General features: G+C 66.5%; 16 protein-coding genes and 1 tRNA gene. 7 read left to right on the forward strand and 10 right to left on the reverse strand.

The annotated features are described in order from the left end of the window. Positions 1 to 25 precede the first annotated feature (25 nt). Positions 26 to 814: an enoyl-ACP reductase FabI gene (gene fabI / locus FN976_RS07565; RefSeq protein WP_145892403.1), complete on the forward strand. Its 789-nt coding sequence runs from the start codon at positions 26 to 28 to the stop codon at positions 812 to 814. 94 nt (positions 815 to 908) lie between these two features. On the opposite strand, the gene FN976_RS07570 is transcribed toward fabI, so the two are convergent. The 9 genes from FN976_RS07570 to FN976_RS07610 all read right to left on the reverse strand — a co-directional run bounded on the left by FN976_RS07570 (position 909) and on the right by FN976_RS07610 (position 17,587). Further along, the gene (locus tag FN976_RS07570) at positions 909 to 3,173 is read right to left on the reverse strand and encodes an arginine/lysine/ornithine decarboxylase (protein WP_145892404.1); all 2,265 of its coding nucleotides are present in this window, start codon (positions 3,171 to 3,173) and stop codon (positions 909 to 911) included. A gap of 78 nt (positions 3,174 to 3,251) precedes the next feature. Next, positions 3,252 to 4,796, reverse strand: a complete 1,545-nt coding sequence (locus FN976_RS07575; protein WP_145892405.1) for a caspase family protein — start codon at positions 4,794 to 4,796, stop codon at positions 3,252 to 3,254. 140 nt (positions 4,797 to 4,936) lie between these two features. After that, positions 4,937 to 5,027: transfer RNA gene (locus FN976_RS07580), tRNA-Ser, on the reverse strand. Positions 5,028 to 5,052: 25 nt separating this feature from the next. Next, complete coding sequence (locus FN976_RS07585) at positions 5,053 to 7,116, reverse strand: hybrid sensor histidine kinase/response regulator (RefSeq protein ID WP_255440218.1); 2,064 nt, start codon at positions 7,114 to 7,116, stop codon at positions 5,053 to 5,055. Between the two features lie 9 nt (positions 7,117 to 7,125). Next, positions 7,126 to 13,737, reverse strand: a complete 6,612-nt coding sequence (locus tag FN976_RS07590; RefSeq protein ID WP_349291352.1) for a hybrid sensor histidine kinase/response regulator — start codon at positions 13,735 to 13,737, stop codon at positions 7,126 to 7,128. 265 nt (positions 13,738 to 14,002) lie between these two features. Continuing rightward, complete coding sequence (locus FN976_RS07595; RefSeq protein WP_145892406.1) at positions 14,003 to 15,124, reverse strand: branched-chain amino acid ABC transporter substrate-binding protein; 1,122 nt, start codon at positions 15,122 to 15,124, stop codon at positions 14,003 to 14,005. Positions 15,125 to 15,277: 153 nt separating this feature from the next. After that, complete coding sequence (locus tag FN976_RS07600; RefSeq protein WP_145892407.1) at positions 15,278 to 15,616, reverse strand: hypothetical protein; 339 nt, start codon at positions 15,614 to 15,616, stop codon at positions 15,278 to 15,280. Continuing rightward, on the reverse strand, positions 15,616 to 16,053 hold the full coding sequence (locus FN976_RS07605) for a DNA polymerase III subunit chi (protein WP_145892408.1): 438 nt from the start codon (positions 16,051 to 16,053) through the stop codon (positions 15,616 to 15,618). The genes FN976_RS07600 and FN976_RS07605 overlap by 1 nt, the downstream gene beginning before the upstream one ends. A 13-nt stretch (positions 16,054 to 16,066) precedes the next feature. Beyond that, the gene (locus FN976_RS07610) at positions 16,067 to 17,587 is read right to left on the reverse strand and encodes a leucyl aminopeptidase (protein ID WP_145892409.1); all 1,521 of its coding nucleotides are present in this window, start codon (positions 17,585 to 17,587) and stop codon (positions 16,067 to 16,069) included. A gap of 30 nt (positions 17,588 to 17,617) precedes the next feature. On the opposite strand from FN976_RS07610, the gene lptF reads away from it, so the two are divergent. The 5 genes from lptF to FN976_RS07635 are packed head-to-tail and all read left to right on the forward strand — an operon-like array spanning position 17,618 to position 22,340. Next, positions 17,618 to 18,718: an LPS export ABC transporter permease LptF gene (gene lptF / locus FN976_RS07615; RefSeq protein WP_145892410.1), complete on the forward strand. Its 1,101-nt coding sequence runs from the start codon at positions 17,618 to 17,620 to the stop codon at positions 18,716 to 18,718. Beyond that, a complete protein-coding gene (gene lptG, locus FN976_RS07620) occupies positions 18,715 to 19,818 on the forward strand; it encodes an LPS export ABC transporter permease LptG (protein WP_145892411.1) in 1,104 nt (367 codons plus the stop codon). Before lptF ends, lptG begins: the two co-directional genes overlap by 4 nt. A 2-nt stretch (positions 19,819 to 19,820) precedes the next feature. Continuing rightward, positions 19,821 to 20,180 (forward strand): sirohydrochlorin chelatase, encoded by a 360-nt coding sequence (locus tag FN976_RS07625; RefSeq protein ID WP_145892412.1) that lies wholly within the window; start codon positions 19,821 to 19,823, stop codon positions 20,178 to 20,180. A 43-nt stretch (positions 20,181 to 20,223) separates the two neighbouring features. Continuing rightward, positions 20,224 to 21,168, forward strand: coding sequence for a CysB family HTH-type transcriptional regulator (locus FN976_RS07630; protein ID WP_145892413.1), 945 nt, complete (start codon positions 20,224 to 20,226; stop codon positions 21,166 to 21,168). A 5-nt stretch (positions 21,169 to 21,173) separates the two neighbouring features. Then, entirely contained in the window at positions 21,174 to 22,340 is a 1,167-nt protein-coding gene (locus FN976_RS07635) for a pyridoxal phosphate-dependent aminotransferase (RefSeq protein ID WP_145892414.1), read from the forward strand. Positions 22,341 to 22,344: 4 nt separating this feature from the next. On the opposite strand, the gene FN976_RS07640 is transcribed toward FN976_RS07635, so the two are convergent. Further along, positions 22,345 to 23,052: a Rieske (2Fe-2S) protein gene (locus tag FN976_RS07640; RefSeq protein ID WP_145892415.1), complete on the reverse strand. Its 708-nt coding sequence runs from the start codon at positions 23,050 to 23,052 to the stop codon at positions 22,345 to 22,347. Between the two features lie 100 nt (positions 23,053 to 23,152). On the opposite strand from FN976_RS07640, the gene FN976_RS07645 reads away from it, so the two are divergent. Next, positions 23,153 to 25,333 (forward strand): SulP family inorganic anion transporter, encoded by a 2,181-nt coding sequence (locus FN976_RS07645; protein ID WP_145892416.1) that lies wholly within the window; start codon positions 23,153 to 23,155, stop codon positions 25,331 to 25,333. Positions 25,334 to 25,340 lie beyond the last annotated feature (7 nt).

Genomic DNA, 25,340 nt, shown 5'->3' on the forward strand with positions numbered 1-25,340 from the left:
CCGAGTTTTTACATGCGAGAGACCCATGGGCTTCCTGTCTGGCAAGAAATTGTTGATCACCGGCGTCCTGTCGAACCGGTCCATCGCCTACGGCATCGCCAAGGCGTGCCACCAGCAGGGGGCCGAACTCGCCTTCAGCTACGTGGGGGAACGGTTCAAGGACCGCATCGCCGAGTTTGCATCGGATTTCGGCTCCAGCCTGATCTTCGACTGCGATGTGGGCGATGATGCACAGATCGAGAAGCTCTTCCAGGACCTCGCGGCCACCTGGCCCAGGTTCGACGGCTTCGTGCACAGCATCGGCTACGCGCCCCGTGAAGCCATCGCAGGCGACTTCCTCGATGGACTGTCCCGGGAAGCCTTCAGGATCGCGCACGACATCAGTGCCTACAGCTTCCCCGCCATGGCCAAGGCGGCCCTGCCCTACCTCAACCAGAAGTCGGCGCTGCTCACGCTGACCTATCTCGGTGCCATCCGCACCGTGCCCAACTACAACACGATGGGCCTGGCCAAGGCTTCGCTGGAAGCCTCGGTGCGCTATCTGGCCGAATCGATGGGGCCCAAGGGCATCCGCGTGAACGGCATCAGCGCCGGGCCGATCAAGACGCTGGCGGCCAGCGGGATCAAGGGCTTCGGCAAGATCCTGTCCGTGGTGGCCGAAGCCTCGCCGATCCGCCGCAACGTCACCATCGAGGACGTCGGCAACGTCGCCGCTTTCCTGCTGAGCGACCTGGCGGGCGGCGTCACCTCGGAGATCACGTACGTCGACGGCGGGTTCAGCCACGTGGTCGGCGGAATCGCCGAACCGGCGTAGCTGGCTTCTTCGCGGCCACCGCGGAACCGGGTTTGCCGGGCCGCGGGTGGCGCCCCCTTGAGGGGGAAGCGCCGTAAGCGCTCCGGGGGTGGGCCTATTTCACGCAGTCCGCGAAGTACTGCATCTTGCCGTCGGCGCCCACCTCGCCGACCAGGCCGTGGATGTCCGTCTCGAAGCCCGGGCACTCGGCGTTGAACTCGCGTGAGAACTTCAGGTAGTCCACGATCCGCTTGTTGAAGACTTCGCCCGGGATCAGCAGCGGGATGCCCGGGGGATACGGCGTCACCAGGCTGGTGGTGATGCGTCCTTCCAGGTCGTCGATGGCCACGCGCTCGGTCTTGCGGTGGGCGATGTGGGCGAAGGCGTCGCTCGGCTTCATGGCCGGCTGCAGGTCCGACAGGTAGATCTCGGTCGACAGCCGCGCGATGTCGTACTTGGCGTAGAGCTCGTGCACGTGCTGGCACAGGTCGGCCAGGCCCATGCGCTCGTAGCGCGGGAAGCGCTGGCAGAACTCCGGCAGGATGCGCCACATCGGCTGGTTCTTGGCGTAGTCGTCCTTGAACTGCTGCAGCGCCGACAGCAGCGTGTTCCAGCGGCCCTTGGTGATGCCGATGGTGAACAGGATGAAGAAGCTGTAGAGCCCCGTCTTCTCCACGATGATCCCGTGCTCCGCGAGGAACTTGGTGACGATGGAAGCCGGGATGCCGGTCTTGGCGAACTTGCCGTTCAGGTCGAGCCCGGGCGTCACGATGGTGGACTTGATCGGGTCCAGCATGTTGAACCCCTCGGCCAGGTTGCCGAAGCCGTGCCACTTGGCGGTGCGCGCCTCGCCCTTGATGATCCAGTCGTCCGCGCGCCCCATGCCGTCGTCGGTCAGCTTGTCCGGGCCCCAGACCTTGAACCACCAGTCCTGCTTGCCGTACTCGCCCTCCACCTTGCGCATGGCGCGGCGGAAGTCCAGGGCCTCGAGGATGCTCTCCTCCACCAGCGCGGTGCCGCCGGGTGGCTCCATCATCGCGGCGGCCACGTCGCAGCTGGCGATGATGGCGTACTGCGGGCTGGTCGAGGTGTGCATCAGGTACGCCTCGTTGAACAGGTGCCGGTCCAGCTTGTTCTCGACGGCGTCCTGCACCAGCACGTGGCTGGCCTGGCTGATGCCGGCCAGCAGCTTGTGGATGGACTGCGTGGAATAGACCAGCGACTTCTGCGGCCGCGGCCGCTTCTTGCCCATGGCGTGGAAACTGCCGTAGAAAGGGTGGAAGCAGGCGTGCGGAATCCAGGCCTCGTCGAAGTGCAGCGCCTCCACGTAGCCGTCCAGCATGGACTTGATGGTCTCGGTGTTGTACAGGACGCCGTCGTAGGTGGACTGCGTCAGCGTCAGGATGCGGGGCTTCACCGTCTCCGGGTCGACGCCGGCCAGCAGCGGATTGGCCTTGATCTTCTTCCTGATGGACTCCGGGGTGAACTCGCTCTGCGGGATCGGCCCGATGATGCCGAAGTGGTTGCGCGTCGGCTTCAGGAAGACCGGGATCGCCCCGGTCATGATGATCGAGTGCAGGATCGACTTGTGGCAGTTGCGGTCCACCACCACCACGTCGCCCGGCGCCACCTCGTGGTGCCACACCATCTTGTTCGACGTGCTGGTGCCATTGGTGACGAAGAAGCAGTGGTCGGCGTTGAAGATCCGCGCCGCGTTGCGCTCGCTGGCCGCGACCGGGCCGGTGTGGTCCAGCAGCTGGCCGAGTTCATCCACCGCGTTGCAGACGTCGGCCCGCAGCATGTTCTCGCCGAAGAACTGGTGGAACATCTGTCCCACCGGGCTCTTCAGGAAGGCGACGCCGCCGGAGTGGCCCGGGCAGTGCCAGGAATAGGAGCCGTCCTCGGCGTAGTCCAGCAGCGCCTTGAAAAACGGCGGCTGGATGCCCTCCAGGTAGCTCTTGGCCTCCCGCATGATGTGGCGCGCCATGAACTCCGGCGTGTCCTCGTACATGTGGATGAAGCCATGCAGCTCGCGCAGGATGTCGTTGGGGATGTGCCGCGACGTCTTGGTTTCCCCGTAGACGTAGATCGGCACCTCCAGGTTCTTGCGGCGCACCTCCTCGATGAAGCTGCGCAGGTTCAGCACCGCCGGGTCCAGGTCGGGCCCGGGGGTGAACTCCTCGTCGTCGATCGACAGGATGAAGGCGCTGGCCCGGCTTTGCTGCTGCGCGAACTGCGAGAGGTCGCCGTAGCCCGTGACGCCCAGCACCTCGAAGCCTTCCGCCTCGATGGCCTGCGCCAGCGCGCGGATGCCCAGCCCGGAGGTGTTCTCCGAACGGTAGTCTTCGTCGATGATGACGATGGGGAAGCGGAATTTCATGGCCGCGAGTGTATGCAATTTCGCGTGACCGCCGTGCGCCCGCGCATCCGCCAGCCAGGATGGCCGGGCCGCCGCCCCTCAGCGTGGCCGGTGGACCCGCACCACTTCCCGCGTCCAGCTGTCGTCGCGGCCGTTGGGCAGGCGCGCCTTTCGCACCAGCTTGACCACCGCGCCGTTGCTGTTGACCCAGATCGTGCCCGTCCCGAAGACGCCGGACTGCGTGCGCAGGCTCGATTCGATGCGGTAGGCCTTCAACGTGCCGACCGGGATGGTCACATCCTCGTAGGCCACCACCTTCATGTCCTGCTCGACCCAGCCCTTGTAGCCGTTGCGCAGCGTCTGGGTGGACCGGATGCTCCACTTGCGCCCGATCTGGAAGTCGCCCACCGGCAGCACCTGGAGGGGCGGGTCGAAGGTCGATCCCTGGTCGTTGCGGATGGTCCCGCCGCCGACCGTGATCACCTGTTCACCGTTGTTGAATTCGATGATTCCATCCTTGATGGAAGTCACCCGCTGCGTCTCGCGCCGCGACTCCAGCCCCGTGAGGCCCTCCCGGTACACGTACTCGATCTCGTCGCCCACCCGCGGGTCGCGCTGGATCGGGGCCCGGCCCTGCACCGGCGAGGCCACGACCTGCGGCCGGGCCAGCTGGTCCAGCTTTTCCTGGGCGGCTTCGCTGATGAGGCCGTTGGGGTGCTTCTGCAGGAAGCTGAAATAGTCATCCGGGTTGCGGGACGACTTGATGCGGTCCCAGTCGGCCTTCTCCGCGGTGAAAAGCTCCTCGCGCACCGCAGGCGTGGCCCTGGACAGCGGGACAGGAGGCGCTGCCGGAGCCGCCGCGACCGTTGCCGCGCGGCCGTCGTTGAACACGAAGTCGTCTTCGAGGCTGGTGCTTTCCCATGGGATCTGCCGGCCCCTGCTCTTTTGGCGAACCTGCAGGCGCACGCGCTTGAAAACGTCTTCGATGCGCGCTGTCGGCTTGGCCAATTCCTGGAGGAGGTAACCTGTGTAGAGCCCGTTGCTCTCGGCTCCGTCATCAGCGATGTTGCCCGGTGCGGTCGCGTAGGCCAGGAATGTCCCGGGCGGCGCATCGACCTGTGCCAGCCCCTTGGCGGAGCCGGCGCCGCCGAACGGGTTGTCACGGCAGGCATCGAGGACGACGATGTTGACGCGGTTTCCCGCCGCCTTGAACGCCTCGATCACGGTGTCGAGGTTGACGGCCTGAGCTGGAACGTCGGCGGCACTGGTCGGCCGGGAGTCCACCGGCAGCATGTAGTTGCGCCAATCGAGCTGCAGTCCGTGGCCGGCGTAATAGAACATGCCGACGCCCTGCTTTCCCCGCAGCTGGTCGCGCACGGCCGTAATGGCCTGGGCCATCTGGTCGCGCGATCCATCGCGCAATTCGGTGACGGTGAAACCCAGCTTTCGCAATGACGCCGTCATCGCCGCGGCATCGTTGGCCGGATTGGCCAGCGCGGCCGCCCCGGGATACGCCGAATTGCCGATCACGAGTGCCACCCGGATGTCGAGAGGCGCCTGCGCGCTGGCCGAGAAACCGACCAGTGCCCATGCCGCGATGCCTCGGCTCCATGCGCGCCGAGCGCGTCCTGTCTTGACTGCCATTTCGGATCCCACTGCGCGCCCCGGACTGCTTGAACGTGGCTCAACTATAGCGGGCTCCCATCCGTTGGGGCAATGCGGAACGGCCGCAGGTGCGGGGCCACAAACCAAAAACCCGCCGGAGGGCGGGTTGGCTTGGCATTTGGCGGAGAGGGCGGGATTCGAACCCGCGGAGGGCTATTAACCCTCACACGCTTTCCAGGCGTGCGACTTAAACCGCTCATCCACCTCTCCAGCAAGCCCGCAATTGTAGCAGCGGCTAGGCGGCAGCCTCCGCGCGGCGCGCCTGCCGTGGATCCGCGATCATCGACAGCAGCAGGTTCACGTCCGCCGGCTTGACCATGTGGAAGTCGAACCCGGCCTCGGCCGAGCGCGTCCGGCTCTCGGCTTCGCCATAGCCCGTGAGCGCGATCAGCAAGGCGTCGCGCGACTCCTCCTGCGCCCGCAAGCCCCGTGCGACTTCGAAGCCGTTCATGCCCGGCAGGCCGATGTCGAGGAGCACCACGTCCGGGCGGAACTCGCGAGCGATCTTCAGGGCGTCCGCCCCCTCATGCGCCATGCGCACCTTGAACCCCTCCATCTCCAGCAAGGTCATCAGGGTCTCGGCGGACGCGGCCAGGTCGTCCACGACCAGGATGCGCGAGGCTGTGTGTGCCACGGCCTGCGCCGCCGGCGGGAGTGGCGTCACCGCGGCTTCGGTGCCGATCCAGGCGGGGAGCGTCAAGATCATTTCCGTGCCCTGCCCCAGCCCGGCGCTCTCTGCCCTGACGTGCCCGCCATGCAGTTCCACCAGGTGCTTGACGAGCGTGAGCCCGATTCCCAGGCCGCCCTGGGAACGGTCCAGGGATTGGTCGGCCTGCGCGAAGAGATCGAAGATGTGGGGCAGGAACTCCGGGGCGATGCCGGCGCCGGGGTCCTTCACCGAAATGCGGAGCTCGCCCGCCTCGTAGTCCGCGGTGAGGCCGATGTGACTCGCTTCCGGCGAAAACTTGGAGGCGTTGTTGATCAGGTTCGACAGCACCTGCGACAGCCGCACCGCGTCCCCTTCGAGCAGGACGGGCGCCTCCGGCAGCTTGACGTCCAGCACCTGGTCGCGCGCGGCGACCCGCGGCGCGCTCGCCTCGACCGCGCCCTCGATCAGCGCCGAAAGCTGCAGGCGCTCGGGCTTGACGGCGACCTTGCCCTGCACGATGCGGGAGACATCCAGCAGGTCATCGATGAGGCGCGACATGTGGTCGGCCTGCCGCCCGATCACGTCGCGCGCCCAGGCCAGCTTCGGCGGCAAGGCCTCGGCGCTGGCCAGGATGTAGACGGCGTTGCGGATCGGCGCCAGGGGATTGCGCAACTCGTGCGCCAGCATGGCCAGGAACTCGTTCTTGCGGCGGTCGGCTTCCTGCACGGCGGAGTACAGGCGTGCGTTCTCCATCGCGATGGAAGCCCGGCCCGCGAACTCGCGCATCAGCGCGATGCGGGTCGAGTCGAAATGGGCCGCTGGACCCAGCAGCGCCAGCGCGCCGCGGATCTCATCGCCGGCCAGCAAGGGAAGGATCGCGGCGGCGCGGCCATTGCTGCGCCAGAGCCGGAACTCCTTCTTGCGGATCACTTCGTCGGCGGTGGCCCGCAATTCAGGCGTGAACGCCTCGGGGTCGTCGGAGCGAGGGGCCGGGTGCATTTCCAGCCGGCGCACCCCCCCGGCCTCGTCCGGGATGCCGAGGATCGCCCGTTCGCACAGCATCGGCACGCACAGGTCCAGCACGCCCGCGATGGTGTCGTCGATGTTGAGGGAACGCGACAGCGCCTGGCTCGCCTCGGCCAGGAAGTCCGCGCGGTGGATGGCATCCTCGGCGGCGGTCCGCGCGGCCTCCGAACGCGCCAGTGCTTCCCGCTGGACCGCCTGCTTCTGCAACTGACGGTTCATGCGGAACAGTTCCACGAACACGCGCACCTTGGAGCGCAGCACTTCGGGAACGACCGGAGACGGGATGTAGTCGACCGCGCCGAGCGCATAGCCGCGGCGCGCCTGCAGCTCGTCGACGTAGGCGGTGATGAACACGATCGGGGTCTGCGCCGACTTCTTGTACTGCCGGATCAGGCTGGCCGTTTCCAAGCCGTCGATGTCGGGCATGTTGACGTCCAGCAGGATGACGGCGAACTCCATCTCCAGGATGTACTTCAACGCCTCCTGGCCCGAGCGCGCGCTGACGATGTTCTGGCCGAGCTCCTCCAGGATCGTGGTGAAGACGACGTGCTTCTCCGGCAAGTCGTCGACGACCAGGATGTTGGCCTTCTCGATCGCGTTCTCCTCTGGCTGGGAATCCGTCACCCGTTCTCCTTATTGCTGCAGCCAGGCCCGCAGGACCGTCAGCAGGTCCGGCGTGTTCACCGGCTTGGCCAGGTAGTCCCAGGCGCCCGCCTCGATGCACTTCTCGCGGTCGCCCTTCATCGCCTTGGCGGTGACGGCGATCATCGGCAGGTTGCGGCCCTGGGGCAGCTTGCGGATTTCCTTCATCGTGGCCATGCCGTCCATCTCCGGCATCATGATGTCCATCAGCACCACCTGGATGCCGGGGTCGCTGGCCACGCGGTTGATCGCCTCGCGCCCATTGTCGGCCCAGACGATGTCCATGCCATGCTCCTCGAGCACGGTGGCCAGGGCGAAGATGTTGCGCATGTCGTCGTCGACGATCAGCACGCGCTTGCCCGCGAGAGGTTTCGCCGATTCGTAGATGTTGTCGATGACGGAGCGCTTGGGCTCCGGCAACCGCGCCAGGCTGCGATGCAGCGCGATCAGCGCCGCGTCGAACAGCTTGGGCGCCGTGCCCACTTCATGCACCGTGACGCTTTCGTCGGAATGCCAGGCATGCTGCCCGTCATCCTCGCCCTCGCCCCGGTACAGGATCAGCGGCACGGGGCCGATGAGGGCCTGCGCCGCCACCGCTCGGCGGAAGTCGCGCGCGTCCGTGCCGCCGAAATGGTCCTGCAGCACGACCGCATCGAAGCGGCCGTCTTCCAGCGCCTTCTGCAGCTGGGCTGCGTTCGCCACCACCGTGACATCGATCTGCTCGCCTTCGATCTGCGCCAGCAATTCGTTGCGGACACTCGTGTCGTCCAGCGCGACCAGCAGGCTCTTCTCCTCGCGCGCGACATAGCGGTAGAGCTTGTCGAGCATCGCGTCGAGGACTTCCTTCGACGGGATCGGCTTCTCCAGGAAGGCCAGGGCGCCGGACTTGAAAGCCCGGTCCTTGGAGTCGTCGGTGGAGATCACGCACACGGGCACGTGGCGCAACGCCAGGTCATGCTTGATGCGATCGAGGACGCGCCAGCCGGCCATGTCGGGCAGGTACATGTCGAGCGTGATGGCCGAGGGCTTGTGCTGATTGGCCAGCGTCAACGCACCGGCGCCCATGGTCGTCACCAGCCCCTTGAAGCCCTTGGCGCGGGCCGCGTCCAGCAGGAAGCGGGCAAAGGCCAGGTCGTTCTCGACGATCAGGAGCACGCGGTCGCCCTGCTGGATGTTGTCCCGGTCGTCGCCGGCCACGTTGTCGGCGGCGGCCGGATCATCGGCTTGCTCGGCCTGGAGCGAGATGTCGTCGTCGTTCGCGGAATGGGTCCCCGGTTGCTGCGGCGGCGGCAAGCGCCGCGAGGCCGGCGGCTGGGGCAGTTCCACCCGCGTCTCGGTCACGATGCGGCGCGTCGCGCGCGTGGCCATGTAGACCAGCGGCAGGTACAGCGTGAAGGTGCTGCCCTGCCCCGGCACGGACACCAGCCGGATCTCGCCGCCGAGCAGCTTCGACAGCTCGCGGCTGATGGCGAGGCCCAGGCCGGTGCCGCCGTACTTGCGGCTGGTCGAGCCGTCAGCCTGCTGGAACGCCTCGAAGATGATCTGCTGCTTGTCCGGCGAGATGCCGATGCCGGTGTCCGACACCGAGAAGGCCAGCACCTGTTGCGCGCGGTTCAGGTCCTCGTTGTCGTAGGTCCAGCCGGTGAACACCTCCTCGACCATCAGGGTGACGTGGCCCTGGTGCGTGAACTTGAAGGCGTTCGACAGCAGGTTCTTCAGGATCTGCTGCAGGCGCTTGGCGTCCGTGACCATCGCCGCCGGCAGGTTGATGCCGTTGCGCACCACGAAGTCCACGTTCTTGGCTTCGGCGACGTGCCGGAAGGTGCGTTCCACGTACAGCTGCAGGTCCGACAGGCGCAGCTCGTTCACGTCCACCACCACCGTGCCGGACTCGATCTTGGACAGGTCCAGGATGTCGTTGATCAGCATCAGCAGGTCGTTGCCCGAGGAGTGGATGGTCTTGGAGAACTCCACCTGCTTGGGCGAGAGGTTGCCTTCGGGGTTCTTGCACAGCTGGTCCGACAGGATCAGCAGCGAGTTGAGCGGCGTGCGCAGCTCGTGCGACATGTTGGCCAGGAACTCGGACTTGTACTTCGACGTCAGGGCGAGCTGCTTGGCCTTCTCTTCCAGGGCCTGGCGGGCCTGTTCCACCTCGGCGTTCTTGCGCTCGACCTCCTGGTTCTGGTGGGCCAGCAACCTGGCCTTTTCCTGCAGTTCCTCGTTGGTCTGCTGCAGTTCTTCCTGCCGGCTCTGCAGCTCCTGCGCGAGCGACTGCGACTGCGAGAGCAGGTCTTCCGTCCGCATGTTGGCTTCGATCGTGTTGATCACGATGCCGATCGATTCCGTCAACTGGTCCAGGAAGGCCTGGTGGGTCGGGTTGAAGCGCTCGACCGAGGCCAGCTCGATCACGCCCCGCACCTGGCCCTCGAAGATGATGGGCAGCACCAGCACGTTGAGCGGCGGCGTCTCGGTGAGGCCCGAGGCAATGCGCAGGCTCTCCGGGATGCTCGACGTGAGCATGATCTTCTTCTTGTCGAAGGCCGCCTGGCCGACCAGGCCCTGGCCGAGCTCGACTTCCTTGCCGTAGGCGCCATGCCCGTCCGACGCGTAGCTGGCCATCAGGCGCAGGCGCGGCACTTCCTGGCTGAAGCGCAGCACGTAGAACTCCGCCTGCTGGGCGCCCACGACGGGGGCCAGCTCGGACAGGATCAAGTGGCCCACCGCGACCAGGTCGCGCTGGCCCTGCAGCATCCGCGAGAACTTGGCCAGGTTGGTCTTCAGCCAGTCCTGCTCGGTGTTCACCTGCGTCGTGTCGCGCAGGTTGCGGATCATCTCGTTGATCGTGTCCTTCAGCGCGGCCACTTCGCCCTGCGCTTCCACGGTGATGGATCGCGTCAGGTCGCCCTGCGTCACCGCGGTCGCGACCTCGGCAATGGCCCGCACCTGCGTCGTGAGGTTGGCGGCAAGCTGGTTCACGTTTTCCGTGAGGCCCTTCCACGTCCCCGAGGCACCTGGCACCTTGGCCTGGCCGCCCAGCTTGCCTTCCACACCCACTTCGCGCGCCACGGTCGTCACCTGGTCGGCGAACGTCGCCAGCGTGTCCGTCATGGAGTTGATGGTGTCGGCCAGCGAAGCGATCTCGCCCTTGGCTTCCACGGTCAGCTTCTGGCCCAGGTCGCCGTTCGCCACCGCGGTCACCACCTTGGCAATACCGCGCACCTGGGAAGTGAGGTTGCCCGCCATGAAGTTGACGTTGTCGGTCAGGTCCTTCCAGGTGCCGGCGACCCCCTGCACGTCGGCCTGGCCGCCCAGCTTGCCCTCCGTGCCCACCTCGCGCGCCACCCGCGTCACTTCCGAAGCAAACGAGGAGAGCTGGTCCACCATCGTGTTGATCGTGTTCTTCAGCTCCAGGATTTCGCCTTTCACGTCCACGGTGATCTTCTTGGACAGGTCACCCGCCGCCACGGCTTTCGTCACGTCGGCGATGTTCCGCACCTGCGACGTCAGGTTGCCGGCCATGAAGTTGACGTTGTCGGTCAGGTCCTTCCAGGTGCCGGCGACGCCTTGCACGTAAGCCTGGCCACCCAGCTTGCCTTCGGTACCCACTTCACGCGCCACCCGCGTCACTTCCGAGGCGAAGCTCCGCAGCTGGTCCACCATCGTGTTGATGGTGTTCTTCAGCTCCAGGATTTCGCCCTTCACGTCCACCGTGATCTTCTTGGAGAGGTCGCCGGCCGCCACGGCCGTGGTCACTTCCGCGATGTTCCGCACCTGGGCCGTCAGGTTGCCGGCCATGGAGTTCACGGAGTCCGTCAAGTCCTTCCAGGTGCCGGCTACGCCCTGCACGTCGGCCTGGCCGCCCAGCTTGCCTTCGGTACCCACCTCGCGCGCCACGCGCGTCACTTCCGAGGCGAAGGACCGCAGCTGGTCCACCATGGTGTTGATGGTGTTCTTCAGCTCCAGGATCTCGCCCTTCACGTCCACCGTGATCTTCTTGGACAAGTCACCGGCCGCCACCGCTTTCGTGACGTCGGCGATGTTCCGCACCTGCGCCGTCAGGTTGCCGGCCATGAAGTTCACGTTGTCCGTCAGATCCTTCCACGTGCCGGCCACGCCCTGCACTTCCGCCTGGCCGCCCAGCTTGCCTTCCGTGCCGACTTCCCGCGCCACCCGCGTCACTTCCGAGGCGAACGAACGGAGCTGGTCCACCATCGTGTTGATGGTGTTCTTCAGTTCGAGGATTTCCCCCTTCACGTCCACGGTGATCTTCTTCGTCAAATCACCCGCGGCCACGGCCTTCGTCACGTCGGCGATGTTCCGCACCTGGGCCGTCAGATTGCCCGCCATCGAATTGACCGAATCGGTCAGGTCCTTCCAGGTGCCGGCCACGCCTTGCACGTCCGCCTGGCCGCCCAGCTTGCCTTCGTTGCCCACTTCGCGCGCCACGCGCGTCACTTCCGAAGCGAAGGAAGAGAGCTGGTCCACCATCGTGTTGATGGTGTTCTTCAGCTCGAGAATCTCACCCTTCACGTCCACGGTGATCTTCTTCGACAGGTCGCCGGCCGCCACCGCCTTCGTCACGTCGGCGATGTTCCGCACCTGCGACGTCAGGTTACCGGCCATCGAGTTGACCGATTCGGTCAGGTCCTTCCAGGTCCCGGCCACGCCCTGCACGTCGGCCTGGCCGCCCAGCTTGCCTTCGGTGCCCACTTCGCGCGCGACCCGCGTCACCTCGGAAGCGAACGAGGAGAGCTGGTCGACCATCGTGTTGATGGTGTTCTTCAGCTCCAGGATCTCGCCCTTGGGATCGACGGTGATCTTCTTGGACAGGTCGCCGGCCGCCACGGCCGTCGTCACTTCCGCGATGTTGCGCACCTGCGCGGTCAGGTTGCCGGCCATGAAGTTCACGGACTCGGTCAGGTCCTTCCACGTGCCGGCGACGCCTTGCACGTCGGCCTGGCCGCCCAGCTTGCCTTCCGTACCGACTTCGCGCGCCACCCGTGTCACTTCCGACGCGAACGATCGCAGCTGGTCCACCATCGTGTTGATGGTGTTCTTGAGTTCCAGGATTTCGCCCTTCACGTCCACGGTGATCTTCTTGGAGAGGTCACCCGCGGCCACGGCTTTTGTCACGTCGGCGATGTTCCGGACCTGCGCCGTCAGGTTGCCGGCCATGGAGTTCACCGAATCCGTCAAGTCCTTCCACGTGCCGGCCACGCCCTGCACGTCGGCCTGGCCGCCCAGCTTGCCTTCGGTACCCACTTCGCGCGCGACGCGCGTCACTTCGGAGGCGAATGAACGCAGCTGGTCCACCATCGTGTTGATGGTGTTCTTCAGTTCCAGGATTTCGCCCTTCACGTCCACCGTGATCTTCTTCGAAAGGTCGCCGGCCGCCACCGCCTTCGTCACGTCGGCGATGTTCCGCACCTGCGACGTGAGGTTGCCGGCCATGAAGTTCACGGACTCGGTCAGGTCCTTCCACGTGCCGGCCACACCCTGCACGTCGGCCTGGCCGCCCAGCTTGCCTTCTGTGCCCACCTCGCGCGCCACGCGCGTCACTTCGGAGGCGAATGAACGCAGCTGGTCCACCATCGTGTTGATGGTGTTCTTGAGTTCGAGGATTTCGCCCTTCACGTCCACCGTGATCTTCTTGGACAGGTCACCGGCCGCCACGGCCTTGGTCACTTCCGCGATGTTCCGCACCTGCGCGGTCAGGTTGCCGGCCATGGAGTTCACCGAGTCGGTCAGGTCCTTCCACGTGCCGGCCACGCCCTGCACTTCGGCCTGGCCGCCCAGCTTGCCTTCGGTACCGACTTCGCGCGCCACGCGCGTCACTTCGGCGGAGAAGGTGCCCAGCTGCTGCACCATCTTGTTGATGGTCATGGCAGTCCGCAGGAATTCGCCTTCCAGCGCGCGGCCTTCGGCCTCCAGGGCCATCGATTTCGACAGGTCACCCTGGGCGACGGCGCCGATCACGCGGGCCACTTCGGAGGTCGGGTGCACCAGGTCCGAGATCAGCGAGTTGATCGATTCCGCCGAGTCGCGCCAGAAGCCGCTGGCCGCGGGCATGGAGGCGCGCTCCTTGAGCTTGCCTTCCTTGCCCACCACGCGAGACAGCCGGGCGAGCTCCTGCGACATGCGGACGTTCTCGGCGACCACGTCGTTGAAGGCATCGGCCACCTTGCCGTACATGCCCGTCCAGTCGTGCGGGAGTTCGGCGGAGGTGTTGCCCTTCTTCAGGTCGGACAAGCCGCCCAGCAGCGTGCGGCTGCGCTCGACGCCCGTCTCCACCTCATCAAGCAGCGCGTTGACACACGCGACGTTCTCCTGCCAGAAGCCCGTCAGCTTTTCGTCGGCGATGCGCCGCGTGACGCGTGAGCCGTTGTGCGTGGCCGATTCGACCACCTTCAAGCGCTGCGACGTGCGTGCCGCCTGCGCCGACAGTTCGTTGAACTCGCCGGCGATCTTTCCGTACAGGCCGTCCCATTCCGTCGGCAGGGTGACCCCTGATTCGCCCCGGCGAAAGGCGCTCAGCGCCTTCAGCACCAGTTTGAGGTCGCTGTCACGGTGGTCCGCCGCTGGCAGCTTGGCCACTACTTCCATTTCATATCCCCCGTTGGTAAGCAACTGTTGGCAGGTCAACAGCAAGCCCGGAGCAGGGTAGCGGGTTCACGGCACGCCGACAACAACAGCGCCCGGTCAATCCCTCGCAGAGCCAGCATTGGCGCGGGTTGTAGGAAGGCACTGACAGCAAGAAAGCGGTCGAACCTACAGGAGCAAATGAGGCGAAAACAGCACTTTGGAATCGGCCGGGCCCATGAAAAAGCCGCCCGAAGGCGGCCTTTCGAAACACGCGGTTACGCGTGTCTTACATCGGTTCCTTCTTGCCGCCCTTGTAGGTGTACAGGGTGGTCGCGGCGTTCTTCAGTTCGCCGTTGGTTTCGAAGGCGATCGTGGAGGTCACGCCCTTGAAGTTCGACTTCGCCAGGAACGGCGTGTAGACCTTCGGGTCGGTGGACTTCGCGGCCTTCATGGCTTCGACCAGGACGAACGTCGCGTCATAGGTGTACGGGCTGTACACCTGGAACTGGTTCGGGTACTTCTTGTCGTACTTGGCCTTCCAGGCGGTGCCGCCGGGCATCTTGCCCAGGGACGCGCCGCCTTCGGCGCAGATCACGTTCTCGAGCGTCTTGGCGCCGGCAGCCAGCTTGATGATTTCGCTGGTGCAGATGCCGTCGCCGCCGAAGTACTTGACGTTGCCCATGCCCAGCTGTTCCATCTGGCGCAGCATCGGGCCGGCCTGGGGATCCATGCCGCCGTAGAAGATGGCGTCAGGCGCCTTGGCCTTGATGGCGGTCAGGATGGCCATGAAGTCGGTGGCCTTGTCGGTCGTGAACTGCTCGTCGACCACCGTCATGCCCTTGGACTTGGCGGTGTTCTTGAACACTTCGGCGACGCCCTGGCCGTAGGCCGTGCGGTCGTCGATGATGGCGACCTTCTTCAGCTTCAGCTTGTCCGCGGCATGCAGGGCCAGCGCAGCGCCCAGGGCGTTGTCGTTGGCGATGATGCGGAACGTCGTCTTGTAGCCGGGCTTGGTCAGGTTGGGGTTCGTCGCCGCGCCGGTGACATGGGGGATGCCGCAGTCGTTGTAGACCTTGGAGGCGGGGATCGTCGTGCCGGAGTTCAGGTGGCCGACCACGCCGGCGACCTTGGCGTCGCACAGCTTCTGCGCGGCGGCGGTGCCCTGCTTGGGATCGGCGGCGTCGTCTTCGGCCTGGATCTCGAACTTGACCTTCTTGCCGCCGATGGTGACGCCTTGCGCGTTCAGGTCCTCGATGGCCATGCGGACGCCGTTTTCATTGTCCTTGCCGTAGTGCGCCTGGGCACCCGACAGGGGCGCCACGTGGCCGATCTTCACGACGGTGTCCTGAGCGATCGCGACGCCGGAAACGACGGCGATGGCCGCTGCGGCAATCAGCTTGATTTGCATAAAACCTCCAGATGTAGGGAAAAGGTTGAGATCCGTTATTGCTCAACGGGCGCGACCATATCGCAATTTCCAGGCCCGAACCATAGGGAAACGTCTAGGTGATCGGGCATCAGGGGGTTTTCCCGGTGAGCAGCGCCGCTAATGGCGTCCCTCTCAAACGCCTCTCGCGCCCGGCCGTTGACGCGCCTTCAATTCTTCCGCGACAGCCTGCGCCACCGCCTGGCGCACGACGGCCTCGAGACGCTCCCGCAGCAAGGGGCCGAGGGCGCTCGTCTGTTCCAGGATGACGGTGGAAATCGCTTCGCGCACCCGCCGGTCGAGCGTGAGGTCGAGCCGTTGCAGCACGCGTTGCGCGAGCTGCTCCTGCGACAGCTGCGGCCCAGCGTCGGCAGCCGCGTCCCGCGCGGCAACCGCGGCCTGCGCGGGCGGCGCCCCGCCTTGCACGACTTCGGTGAGCGTGGGAACGAACCGTGGCGGCGCGCGGGTGGCCATCAGCCGGCCTCCCGCGTCGCGAGGTCGTGCCTGGTGATCGCGTAGCCGCGATCGGCATAGTGCTTCCAGCGGCGGCGCGCCTGCTGCCGGTCGTCCTCGTCCGGGGTCACCACTTCGATCAGGCGTTCGAAGCGCTCGAAGCCCTCGGGCACCACCGCGCCCAGGTTCACCAGCACCTGCTGGTGGGGCGCGGCGCGCGGCGCTTCGGCCAGGACCACCGGCGAGGCTGCAAGCACTTCGGGCGGCGCCGTTGCACCATGGCAATGCGCGATGAACTCCAGTGGCGAGAAGGTCCACAGGCTCGTGTCGAGCGTGCGCAGGGTGTCCGGCTCGCCCGTGACAACCACGCGAGCGCCCGTGCCCGTGGCCTTGCGCAGCAGCCGGCATGCATAGCCCACCTTGTCGGGCGCGTTGAAGTGGAAAGAGACCTCGGTCATGCGGGACCGGGGATCAGGCGGCCGCCTTCGAACGGGCCTTCGGCGCCTTGGCAGGCTTGGCCCTGGCACCTTGCGGCTTGCGCGTCGGGCCATCGTCGCCCGCCTGGCCCAGCAGGTATTCGAGCAGCAGGCCCACCGGCCGGCCGGTGGCGCTCTTGGCGGCACCGCCCTTCCACGCCGTGCCGGCGATGTCGAGGTGCGCCCAGGGGTAGTTCTGCGTGAAGCGGTGCAGGAACTTGGCCGCGTTGATGGCGCCCCCCGCCCGCCCCGCCACATTGGCGACGTCGGCGAAGTTGCTCTTCAGCCCTTCCGCGTATTCGTCATCCAGCGGCATGCGCCAACACGGGTCCAGGGCGGCCTCGCCGGCGGCCTGCAGCTGCGCCGCCAGGTCATCGTCGGTGGCGAACAGGCCGCTGCGCACGCCGCCCAGGGCGATCACGCAGGCGCCGGTGAGCGTCGCGATGTCGATGACGACACGCGGGTTGAAGCGTTCGGCGTACGTGAGCGCGTCGCACAGGATCAGCCGGCCTTCGGCGTCCGTGTTCAGCACCTCGATCGTCTGGCCCGACAGGCTGGTGAGGATGTCGCCGGGCTTGTAGGCGCCGCCGTCCAGCATGTTCTCGCAGGTGGGGATCAGGCCGACGACGTTGATCGCGGGCTTCAGTTCGGCCAGCGCGCGGAAGGTGCCCAGCACGCTCGCCGCCCCGCCCATGTCGAACTTCATCTCGTCCATTTCGGCCGACGGCTTGATCGAGACGCCGCCGGTATCGAAGGTGATGCCCTTGCCCACCAGCACGGTGGGCGCATCGGCGCGGCCGCCGCCCTGGTACTTGAGGATGATGAAGCGCAGCGGCTCGTTCGACCCCTGGGCGACGCCCATGAAAGAGCCCATGCCGATCTTGGCGACTTCCTTGGGCCCCAGCACCTCGCACTGGAAGCCATGCGCCCTGGCGAGCTTCTTCGCCTCGTCGCCCAGGCGGGTGGGCGTCGCATAGTTGGGTGGGAGATTGCCGAGTTCACGGGCGAACTCGATGCCGGTCGCCGCAGCGCGTGCCTTGGCGAATGCGTCCTTGTGCAGGGCCGCGTCGGCTGCGCCGACGACGACCCGCTGCAACTCGCGCGCCTCCGGCTTCGATTTGGTGGCCACATACACGTAGCTGCTCTCGGCCGTCGCGCAGACGGCGGCCCGCACGGCATCGGCCCCGCTGCCCGGCGGCAGCACGATGACCAGCTTCTTCGCCTTGCTGGAGCGCAGCGCGCCCACGGCAGCACCCACGGCCGCCTGGATCTTCTTGCCCGAGCCGTCACCAGCGCCCGCGAGCACCACGCGCGGCGCGGAGATGCCCGCGCTGCGGTACGCATGCAGCAGTTTGCCCGGCTTGGGTTCGAGATCGCGCGCGGCGAGCGCCGCCGCAACCAGGGCCGACACGGGGTCCTTGCCGCCTGGGTGGCCTTCCGTCACCAGCACGAGCAGCACGTCGCATTTCTCGCCGGCCGCGCCCGCCGCGTCCAGGGTCCTGAGTTCGAAGTCCATAATCCGCCGTTGTTCTTGGGTCTGCCGCCGATGTTATTCCATTCAACCCTGCGCAAGGAGCTCGCCCGGAGTTTCGGCGCCACGCTCGTGGTGCTGGTGACCATTGTCATGACGATGACGCTGATCCGCACGCTCAGCCAGGCGAGCCGCGGCAGCGTGAACCCGCAGGAAGTGATGATGGTGATGGGCTACACCGTGCTGGGCTTCCTGCCGCCGATCCTGACCCTGTCGCTGTTCGTGGCCATCGTGGGCACGCTCTCGCGCATGTACCGCGACAGCGAGATGGTCATCTGGTTCTCGGCCGGCCGGGGCCTGTCCGCCTTCCTGCGTCCCCTGTTCGGCTTCGCCTGGCCCATCCTGCTGGCCATTGCCGCCCTGGCCCTGGTGATCTGGCCGTGGGCCAACCAGCAGACGCAGGAACTGAAGGACCGCTACGGCCGCCGGGGCGACCTCGAGCGGGTCGCACCGGGCCAGTTCCAGGAATCTGCCAGCGGGCGCCGGGTCTTCTTCCTGGACAAGGACACGCCGGACAACAAATCGGGCAAGAACATCTTCATCTCCACGGTGGAGAACCATCGCGAGACGGTCACGTCGGCCCGCGGCGGACGCGTGGAGACCATCGGGGACCAGCAGTTCCTGCTGCTGTCGAACGGGCAGCGCCTGGAGAGCTCGCTGAAGAACGAGGGCATGCGGATCAGCGAGTTCGAACAGCATGGGAGCCGGGTCAACGGGGGCGGCCTGGGCTCCCTCGACGCGAGTCCGGCCAAGGCCCGCTCGACCCTGGCCCTCATGCTGGAACCGACGCCGGTCAACCGGGCCGAACTCGCCTGGCGGCTCGGGCTGGCGCTGGCGGCGTTCAACTTCGTCGTCCTGGCCATCACGGTGTCCAGCGTCAACCCGCGCGCCGGCCGCAGCGGCAACCTCATCTTCGCGCTCTTCGCCTTCATCGTGTACTTCAACATGCTCAACCTCGGCCAGAGCTGGATCGGCCACGGCCGCACCTCGTTCGCCGGGTTCCTGCTCGGCCTGCACGGCGGCATTTTCGCCGCCGCGCTGTTCTGGCTGGGCAAGCAGCACAACAACTGGGCACTGCCGTCGGTTCTGCGCCGCCTGCGGAGCACACCCGCTTGAAGACGATCCGCCGGCTGATCTACCGCGAAGTGATCTTCGCGGTCATCTTCGTGTGCATCGGCTTCCTGGCCCTGTTCTTCTTCTTCGACTTCGTCGACGAACTGCCGAACCTCTCCAAGGCCACCGAGCCCTACCGGCTCACGAGCGTCCTGCTCTACGTCGCCTTGCGGATCCCGAACCACCTGTACGAGCTGCTGCCGATCGCGGTGCTGATCGGCACCATCTTCGTGATGGCGCGCCTGGCGCAGAGTTCGGAATACACCATCCTGCGCACCAGCGGCCTCGGCCCGGGCCGGGCGCTGCGCTCGTTGCTGGTGCTGGGCCTGATGTTCACCCTGCTCACCTTCGCGACCGGGGACTACCTGGCGCCGCTGGCGGATCGCGCGGGCCAGTTGCTGAAAGCCAGGCTGGAGGGACGGCTGACCGTGGGGCAGACGGGGGCCTGGCTCAAGGAGCGGCAGAAGTTCAACAGCTACAACGTGAACGTGGGGGCGCTGAGCCCCGAGGGCGACCTGCAGAACATCCGCATCTTCGAGGCCGACTCGCGCGGCTTCCTGGTGAGCATCACGCAGGCCCAGCGCGCGCGCTTCGCCGACGACGGCTCCTGGATCCTGCAGAACGCGGAGCGCACGGAGTTCAGCACGCCCGGCAATGCGCAGGAGCGGGTGGACCGCCTGAAAGTGCCCACCCTGCGCTGGCCCACCGAGATCACGCAGGAGATGGTGTCCGTCGCGCTGCTCAAGCCGGACCGCATGAGCACCATTGCGCTCTTCCAGTACATCCGGCACCTCGAGGCCAACGCGCAGACCTCGCAGCGCTATGAGATCGAGTTCTGGCGCAAGGTGTTCTACCCGCTCTCGTGCCTGGTGATGGTCGTCCTGGCCCTGCCCTTCGCCTACCTGCACTTCCGCTCCGGCGGCATCACTTCGTATGTGTTCGGCGGCGTCTTGATCGGGATCAGCTTTTTCCTGCTGAACAACGTGTTCGGCTACATCGGCAACCTGCAGAACTGGCGGCCGTGGGTCGCCGCGGGCGCGCCCGGAATGATCTATTCGGTGATCTCCCTGAGTGCGTTCGGCTGGCTGGTGCTGAGGCGGTAGCCGTGAAACGCGCCGTCATCCTCTTTGGCCATGGGTCCCGCGATCCGCTGTGGCGCCGGCCGATCGACGCCGTCGCCGCATTGCTGGCCACGCAGGCGCCGGAGCTGCCCGTGCGCTGTGCCTTCCTGGAACTCACCGCGCCGGATCTGGCCACTGCCGCCGGCGACCTGGTCGCCAAGGGCGTGACGCACATCACCGTGGTCCCGATGTTCCTTGGAACGGGCCGCCACGTCAGGGAAGACTTGCCGACCCTGGTGGACCACTTCCGCCACGCCTGCCCGCAAGTCGAATTCGTGTTGCAACCGCCCGTCGGCGAAGACCCCCGGGTGCTGCAAATGCTGGCAAAGATTGCGATGGAATAAGAACCGTTGGCATAATGAACTTCTCTCTTAGAAGAAATTCGTTATGAATCTGCATCAGTTCCGCTTCGTCCAGGAAGCGGTGCGGCGCAATCTCAATCTCACGGAAGCCGCCAAATCGCTGCACACCTCGCAACCTGGGGTGTCGAAAGCCATCATCGAACTGGAAGAAGAGCTGGGCGTGGAGATTTTCGCGCGGCACGGCAAACGCCTCAAACGCGTGACGGAGCCCGGCCAGCACGTGCTGCAGAGCATCGAGCTGATCATGCGCGAGGTGGGAAACCTGAAGCGCATCGGCGAGCAGTTCAGTGCCCAGGACAGCGGCACGCTCTCGATCGCCACCACCCACACCCAGGCGCGTTACGTGCTGCCGGTGCCGGTGGCGCGGCTGCGCGAGCAATACCCGAAGGTCAGCGTCAGCCTGCACCAGGGCTCGCCCGACCAGGTGGCTCGCATGGTGCTGGACGAGATTGCCGAAATCGGGATCGCCACCGAATCCCTCTCGGACTACCAGGAACTCGTGACCATGCCGTGCTACGAGTGGCAGCACGTGCTGGTGCTGCCGCAGGCACACCCGCTGGTGAAGAAGGAGCGCGTTTCGCTGGAGGACATCGCCGGCGAGCCGCTGGTGACGTATCACCCGTCTTTCACCGGCCGCACGCGCATCGATTCGGCGTTCGCGCAGAAGAAGCTGGCGCCGAAGATCGCCCTGGAGGCAATCGATTCCGACGTGATCAAGACCTACGTGCGCCTGGGCCTGGGCATCGGCATCGTGGCCGAGATGGCCGTGCGCGACGATGGCAGCAATGGCGACCTGGTGGTGCGGCCGCTGGGCCACCTGTTCGGGCACAACGTCGCGCGCGTCGCTTTCAAGCGCGGGGCGTACCTGCGCAACTTCGTCTTCCGGTTCGCCGAACTTCTGTCGGACAGGCTGGACCGCAACCTGATCGCCAAGGCCATGAGCGGCCACGGCAACGATTACGAGCTCTGATTGTCATGGACACCATCGCCCCCCGCACCCCGCCGCTGCAAACCAAGCTGCCCGCTGTCGGCACCACGATCTTCACGGTCATGTCCGCCTTGGCTACCGAAAAGGGTGCCGTCAACCTCGGCCAGGGTTTTCCGGATTTCGACTGCGACCCGAAACTGCTGCAGGCCGTCGGCGACGCCATGGCCAGGGGCCTCAACCAGTACCCGCCGATGACCGGCGTGCCGGCCTTGCGCGAGGCGGTCGCGGCCAAGATCGAGGCGATGTACGGGCGCAAGTACGATCCCGCGGCCGAGATCACCATCACGGCCGGGGCCACCCAGGCCATCATCACCGCCATCCTCGCGATCGTGCGGCCGGGCGATGAAGTGATCGTGCTGGAGCCCTGCTACGACAGCTATGTGCCCAACATCGATCTCGCTGGCGGCGTTGTCGTGCGCGTGCCGCTCCAGCCCGGCACGTTCCGGCCCGACTTCGACAAGATCGCGGCGGCGCTCACCCCCCGCACCCGCGCGATCCTCGTCAACTCGCCGCACAACCCGAGCGCCACGGTCTGGTCGGCCGGCGACATGCGCAAGCTCGAGGAACTCCTGGCCCCGACCGACGTGTTCGTGATCAGCGACGAGGTGTACGAGCACATGGTGTTCGACGGCGAGCCCCACCAGAGCGTGGCTCGTTTCCCCGGCCTCGCGGCCCGTTCCGTGATCGTCTCCAGCTTCGGCAAGACCTACCACGTGACCGGCTGGAAGGTCGGCTACGTGGCCGCGCCGGCGCCGGTGACGGCCGAATTCCGCAAGGTCCACCAGTTCAACGTGTTCACCGTCAACACGCCGATGCAGCATGGCCTGGCGGCGTACATGGCCTCGCCGGAACCGTATTTGCAGCTGCCGGCCTTCTACCAACGCAAGCGCGACCTGTTCCGCGCCGGCCTGGCCGCGACGCGCCTGAAGCTGCTGCCCAGCGAAGGCAGCTATTTCCAGTGCGTGGAGATTTCGGGGGTGAGCGATTTGCCGGAGGCGGAGTTCTGCCAATGGCTCACGAGCGAGATCGGCGTGGCCGCCATCCCGCTGTCGGCCTTCTATGCGAGCGGCTTCGACCAGCGCGTGGTGCGCTTCTGCTTCGCGAAGAAGGACGAGACGCTGCGCACCGCGCTGGATCGGCTGGCGAAGCTCTGACCCTTCAGCACTGGACGGGGTTGCGGCAGAACTTCTCGAGTTCGCGGACCACCGACTGGCCTTTGACAGCGTGGCGCGCGTTCGGGCCGACCTCCAGGCTCAGTTTCATCTCGTACTTGCGGAAGAACTCGTCGAACATCTCGCCACCCAGCGTCGCATAGGCGGTGAGCGTGTCCTTCCTGGGCTCGTGCGTGAGCAGCACGGCGCACAGCGGCTGCGGCGCCGGCCCCGACAGCACCTCGGCGCCGCGCGCGGGATCGTACTGGCTGTGTTCCGCGCAGCAGTGGATCAGGCCGTCCTGCACGCCGCGCTGCGCACGTTTCTTGCGGAAGCTGATGAAGCTCACTTCCCGCGTTGGATACACCAGGTGGTGGGCGCAGATCGCAGAGAACGCCACGACGCTTTTCGCGGCACCCACTCCGCCCGGCCAGGAGTAGGGGTTCCGGTCCTTGGTGCTCAGCGAATGCGGCGGCGCGGGCTTGCCGAGATCCAGCAGGAACACCGGCGTGGCTTCGAACGGATAGTGAAAGACGTAGTTCGCGTGGACCTTGAGCTGCGACGCCTTGATGGGGTCGCCGCGCTCATCGACCAGCAACGCGCGTGGATACTCCTTCGCCTTGGCATTCGCCGCCCAGGCGCTGCTGAAGCTGGCGGCCGCCGACAAACCTGCGGCCCCTGCGGTGCATGTCTCGATGAAACTGCGTCGGTCCATGTCCCGTTTCTTCATTGCCGCCAAGGTATCCGGCCGGCCCCGGAAAGTCATGGGGCTTTTTACCGCAGATGAAAGTTGCTATTTCGCATAATGCCCATCCATGCAAAACCCGCACCATCTCGTGCCCTCCGCCTGGGCCCGGGAAATCGCCTGTGGCCTGATCGCAGGCGCCGTCGCCCTGGCCTATGCCCTTTCGTATGCCGCGCTGCTGTTCCCGGGCGCGCTCCGGCACCTGATTCCCATTGGCGTGGGCCTCGCGCTCGTGAATGCGGCCATCGGCTGCATCTGGCTGTCCTGGCGCAGCCAGATGCCGTTCGCGCTCGCGGGGCCGGACGGCAACACCACGTCGATCCTGGCCGCGATGGCGGCCGCGCTGGCCGGCACGGCAGCCGCGACGGGTGACGCCACGCAGGTGCTGGTGCTGATCCTGGGCACCACGGTCCTGTGCGCGCTGGTGTTCCTGGCGCTGGGCATCGGGCGCCTCGGATCGGCCGTCCGCTTCGTGCCCTACCCGGTGATCGGCGGCTTCCTCGCCTCCACCGGATGGCTGATCGCCATCGGCGGCGTGCGGGTGGTGGCGGACCTCCCCCCGGCAACCGAGGGTATCGAGAGCCTGATGATCCTGCTGCGCAATCCGCAGGTCCTCGTCACGATCGGCCTGAGCCTGCTGTACCTGGTCCTCTTTCGCCGCTACAAGCATCCCGCCGTGATGCCCGCCGTCCTGCTCGCCACCGCCGTGAGCCTGCTCGTCGCCCTGTACCTCACCGGCTTCGACGAGGAGCAGGCGCGCGCGACCGGCTGGCTGTTCGACATCGGCACGACCGCGCAATGGACCCCGGCCTGGCGGCTGGGCGACGGCGCCATCCGCTGGTCGCTGATCGCGGGGCAGTGGCTGGACATGCTGGCCGTGGTCACGGTGGGTGTCATCACGCTGCTGCTCGGCTCGTCGGGCCTCGAAGTGATGTCACGTCGCGACATCTCGTTCGACCGCGAGCTGCGCGAGCACGGCTGGATGAACCTCGCCGCCGCGGCATTGGGCGGGTACCTGAGCATCATTTCCGTGGGACGCAGCGCCGTGCTGCTCCAAACCGGCGCGCGGACCCGGCTGGCGGGCCAGGTGGCCGGCGGATTCTGCCTGCTGGCGATGGTGGCCGCGCCCCTCCTGCTCGGCTGGCTGCCCAAGACGGTGCTGGCCGCCTTCCTGCTCTACCTGGGCCTCTCGCTGCTGCACGATTGGGTCATCCGGTCCAGGGACCGCCTGGGGCTGGCGGACTGGTCGCTGGTGATCGTGATCCTGGCCACGACCGCGACGATCGGCTTCACCCTCGCCGTCCTGGCCGGCATCCTCGCCAGCTGCCTCAACTTCGCCCTCAGCTACAGCCGCCTGGGGGTCGTGCAGCACGACCTGGATGGCACCGGCATCCGCAGTTCCGTGCAGCGGCCGGCCAAGCACCGCGAGCTCTTGACGCGCCATGGTCCCTCGATCCGCGTGCTGGTGCTGCGCGGTGTCATCTTCTTCGGCACGGCCAGCACACTGCTGGACCGGGTGCGCGGCTTCCTGAAAGAGAAACGCGGGGACATCGAACGCGAGCTGGTCCTGGATTTCAGCCACGTCGACAGCGCGGATTCGTCGGCGGCGCTCACCTTCACGAAGATCGCCCAGCTGGCCGCCTCCAACCAGGTGCGGCTGGTGGTGTGCGGGCTGGGGCCCGGGACCCGGGCGGCGATGGCGGACGCGGGTGCCACCGCCATCGTCCGTCCCACGCTGGATCTCGCGCTCGACGAAGCCGAGGAAGGCCTGCTGCTGTCGCAGGGACTGGATCCGCAGGTGCCGGACGAGAGCCTCGGCGAATGGCTGGGGCGTGAGCTGGGTGGCCCGCAGCATTGGGAAGCCCTGGAGCCGCTGCTGCAGCGGCGGGCGCTGCGTTCCGGCGAAATGCTCATGGCGCAGGGCGATGAGTCCGATGAAAGCGTGTACCTGATCGAGCGGGGCCGGCTGGCGGTGCGCCTGCCCACCCATGGCGAAGGGCAACGGCTGGCCAGCCTGATGAGCGGCACCATCGTCGGTGAAATGGCGCTGTATGACCAGGCGCCCCGCTCGGCCAACGTGGTGGCCGAACGCAAGAGCGTCGTCTGGGGCCTGAGTCGCGGCGCCGTGGAGCACCTGCACACCACGGCCCCCGACACGGCCATGCAGGTGCATGCCTTCATCATGCGCACGATGGCCGAAAGAGTGCGGCAGGCGAACGCCGCGATTTCTGCCCTGCAACGCGGGGCCTGACGTCGGC

The sequence above is a fragment of the Caenimonas sedimenti genome (assembly GCF_007833165.1).
GTDB classification, from domain to species: Bacteria; Pseudomonadota; Gammaproteobacteria; order Burkholderiales; family Burkholderiaceae_C; genus Ramlibacter; species Ramlibacter sedimenti.

Bases quoted from the DNA above. Each gene is read 5' to 3' on its own strand.
- FN976_RS07635 (WP_145892414.1), top strand. From the start codon at position 21,174: ATGGACACCATCGCCCCCCGCACCCCGCCGCTGCAAACCAAGCTGCCC.
- FN976_RS07595 (WP_145892406.1), bottom strand. From the start codon at position 15,124: ATGCAAATCAAGCTGATTGCCGCAGCGGCCATCGCCGTCGTTTCCGGC.
- FN976_RS07640 (WP_145892415.1), bottom strand. From the start codon at position 23,052: ATGGACCGACGCAGTTTCATCGAGACATGCACCGCAGGGGCCGCAGGT.
- FN976_RS07645 (WP_145892416.1), top strand. From the start codon at position 23,153: ATGCAAAACCCGCACCATCTCGTGCCCTCCGCCTGGGCCCGGGAAATC.
- FN976_RS07590 (WP_349291352.1), bottom strand. From the start codon at position 13,737: ATGGAAGTAGTGGCCAAGCTGCCAGCGGCGGACCACCGTGACAGCGAC.
- FN976_RS07575 (WP_145892405.1), bottom strand. From the start codon at position 4,796: ATGGCAGTCAAGACAGGACGCGCTCGGCGCGCATGGAGCCGAGGCATC.
- fabI (WP_145892403.1), top strand. From the start codon at position 26: ATGGGCTTCCTGTCTGGCAAGAAATTGTTGATCACCGGCGTCCTGTCG.
- FN976_RS07630 (WP_145892413.1), top strand. From the start codon at position 20,224: ATGAATCTGCATCAGTTCCGCTTCGTCCAGGAAGCGGTGCGGCGCAAT.
- FN976_RS07600 (WP_145892407.1), bottom strand. From the start codon at position 15,616: ATGGCCACCCGCGCGCCGCCACGGTTCGTTCCCACGCTCACCGAAGTC.
- FN976_RS07610 (WP_145892409.1), bottom strand. From the start codon at position 17,587: ATGGACTTCGAACTCAGGACCCTGGACGCGGCGGGCGCGGCCGGCGAG.
- FN976_RS07605 (WP_145892408.1), bottom strand. From the start codon at position 16,053: ATGACCGAGGTCTCTTTCCACTTCAACGCGCCCGACAAGGTGGGCTAT.
- lptF (WP_145892410.1), top strand. From the start codon at position 17,618: ATGTTATTCCATTCAACCCTGCGCAAGGAGCTCGCCCGGAGTTTCGGC.
- FN976_RS07570 (WP_145892404.1), bottom strand. From the start codon at position 3,173: ATGAAATTCCGCTTCCCCATCGTCATCATCGACGAAGACTACCGTTCG.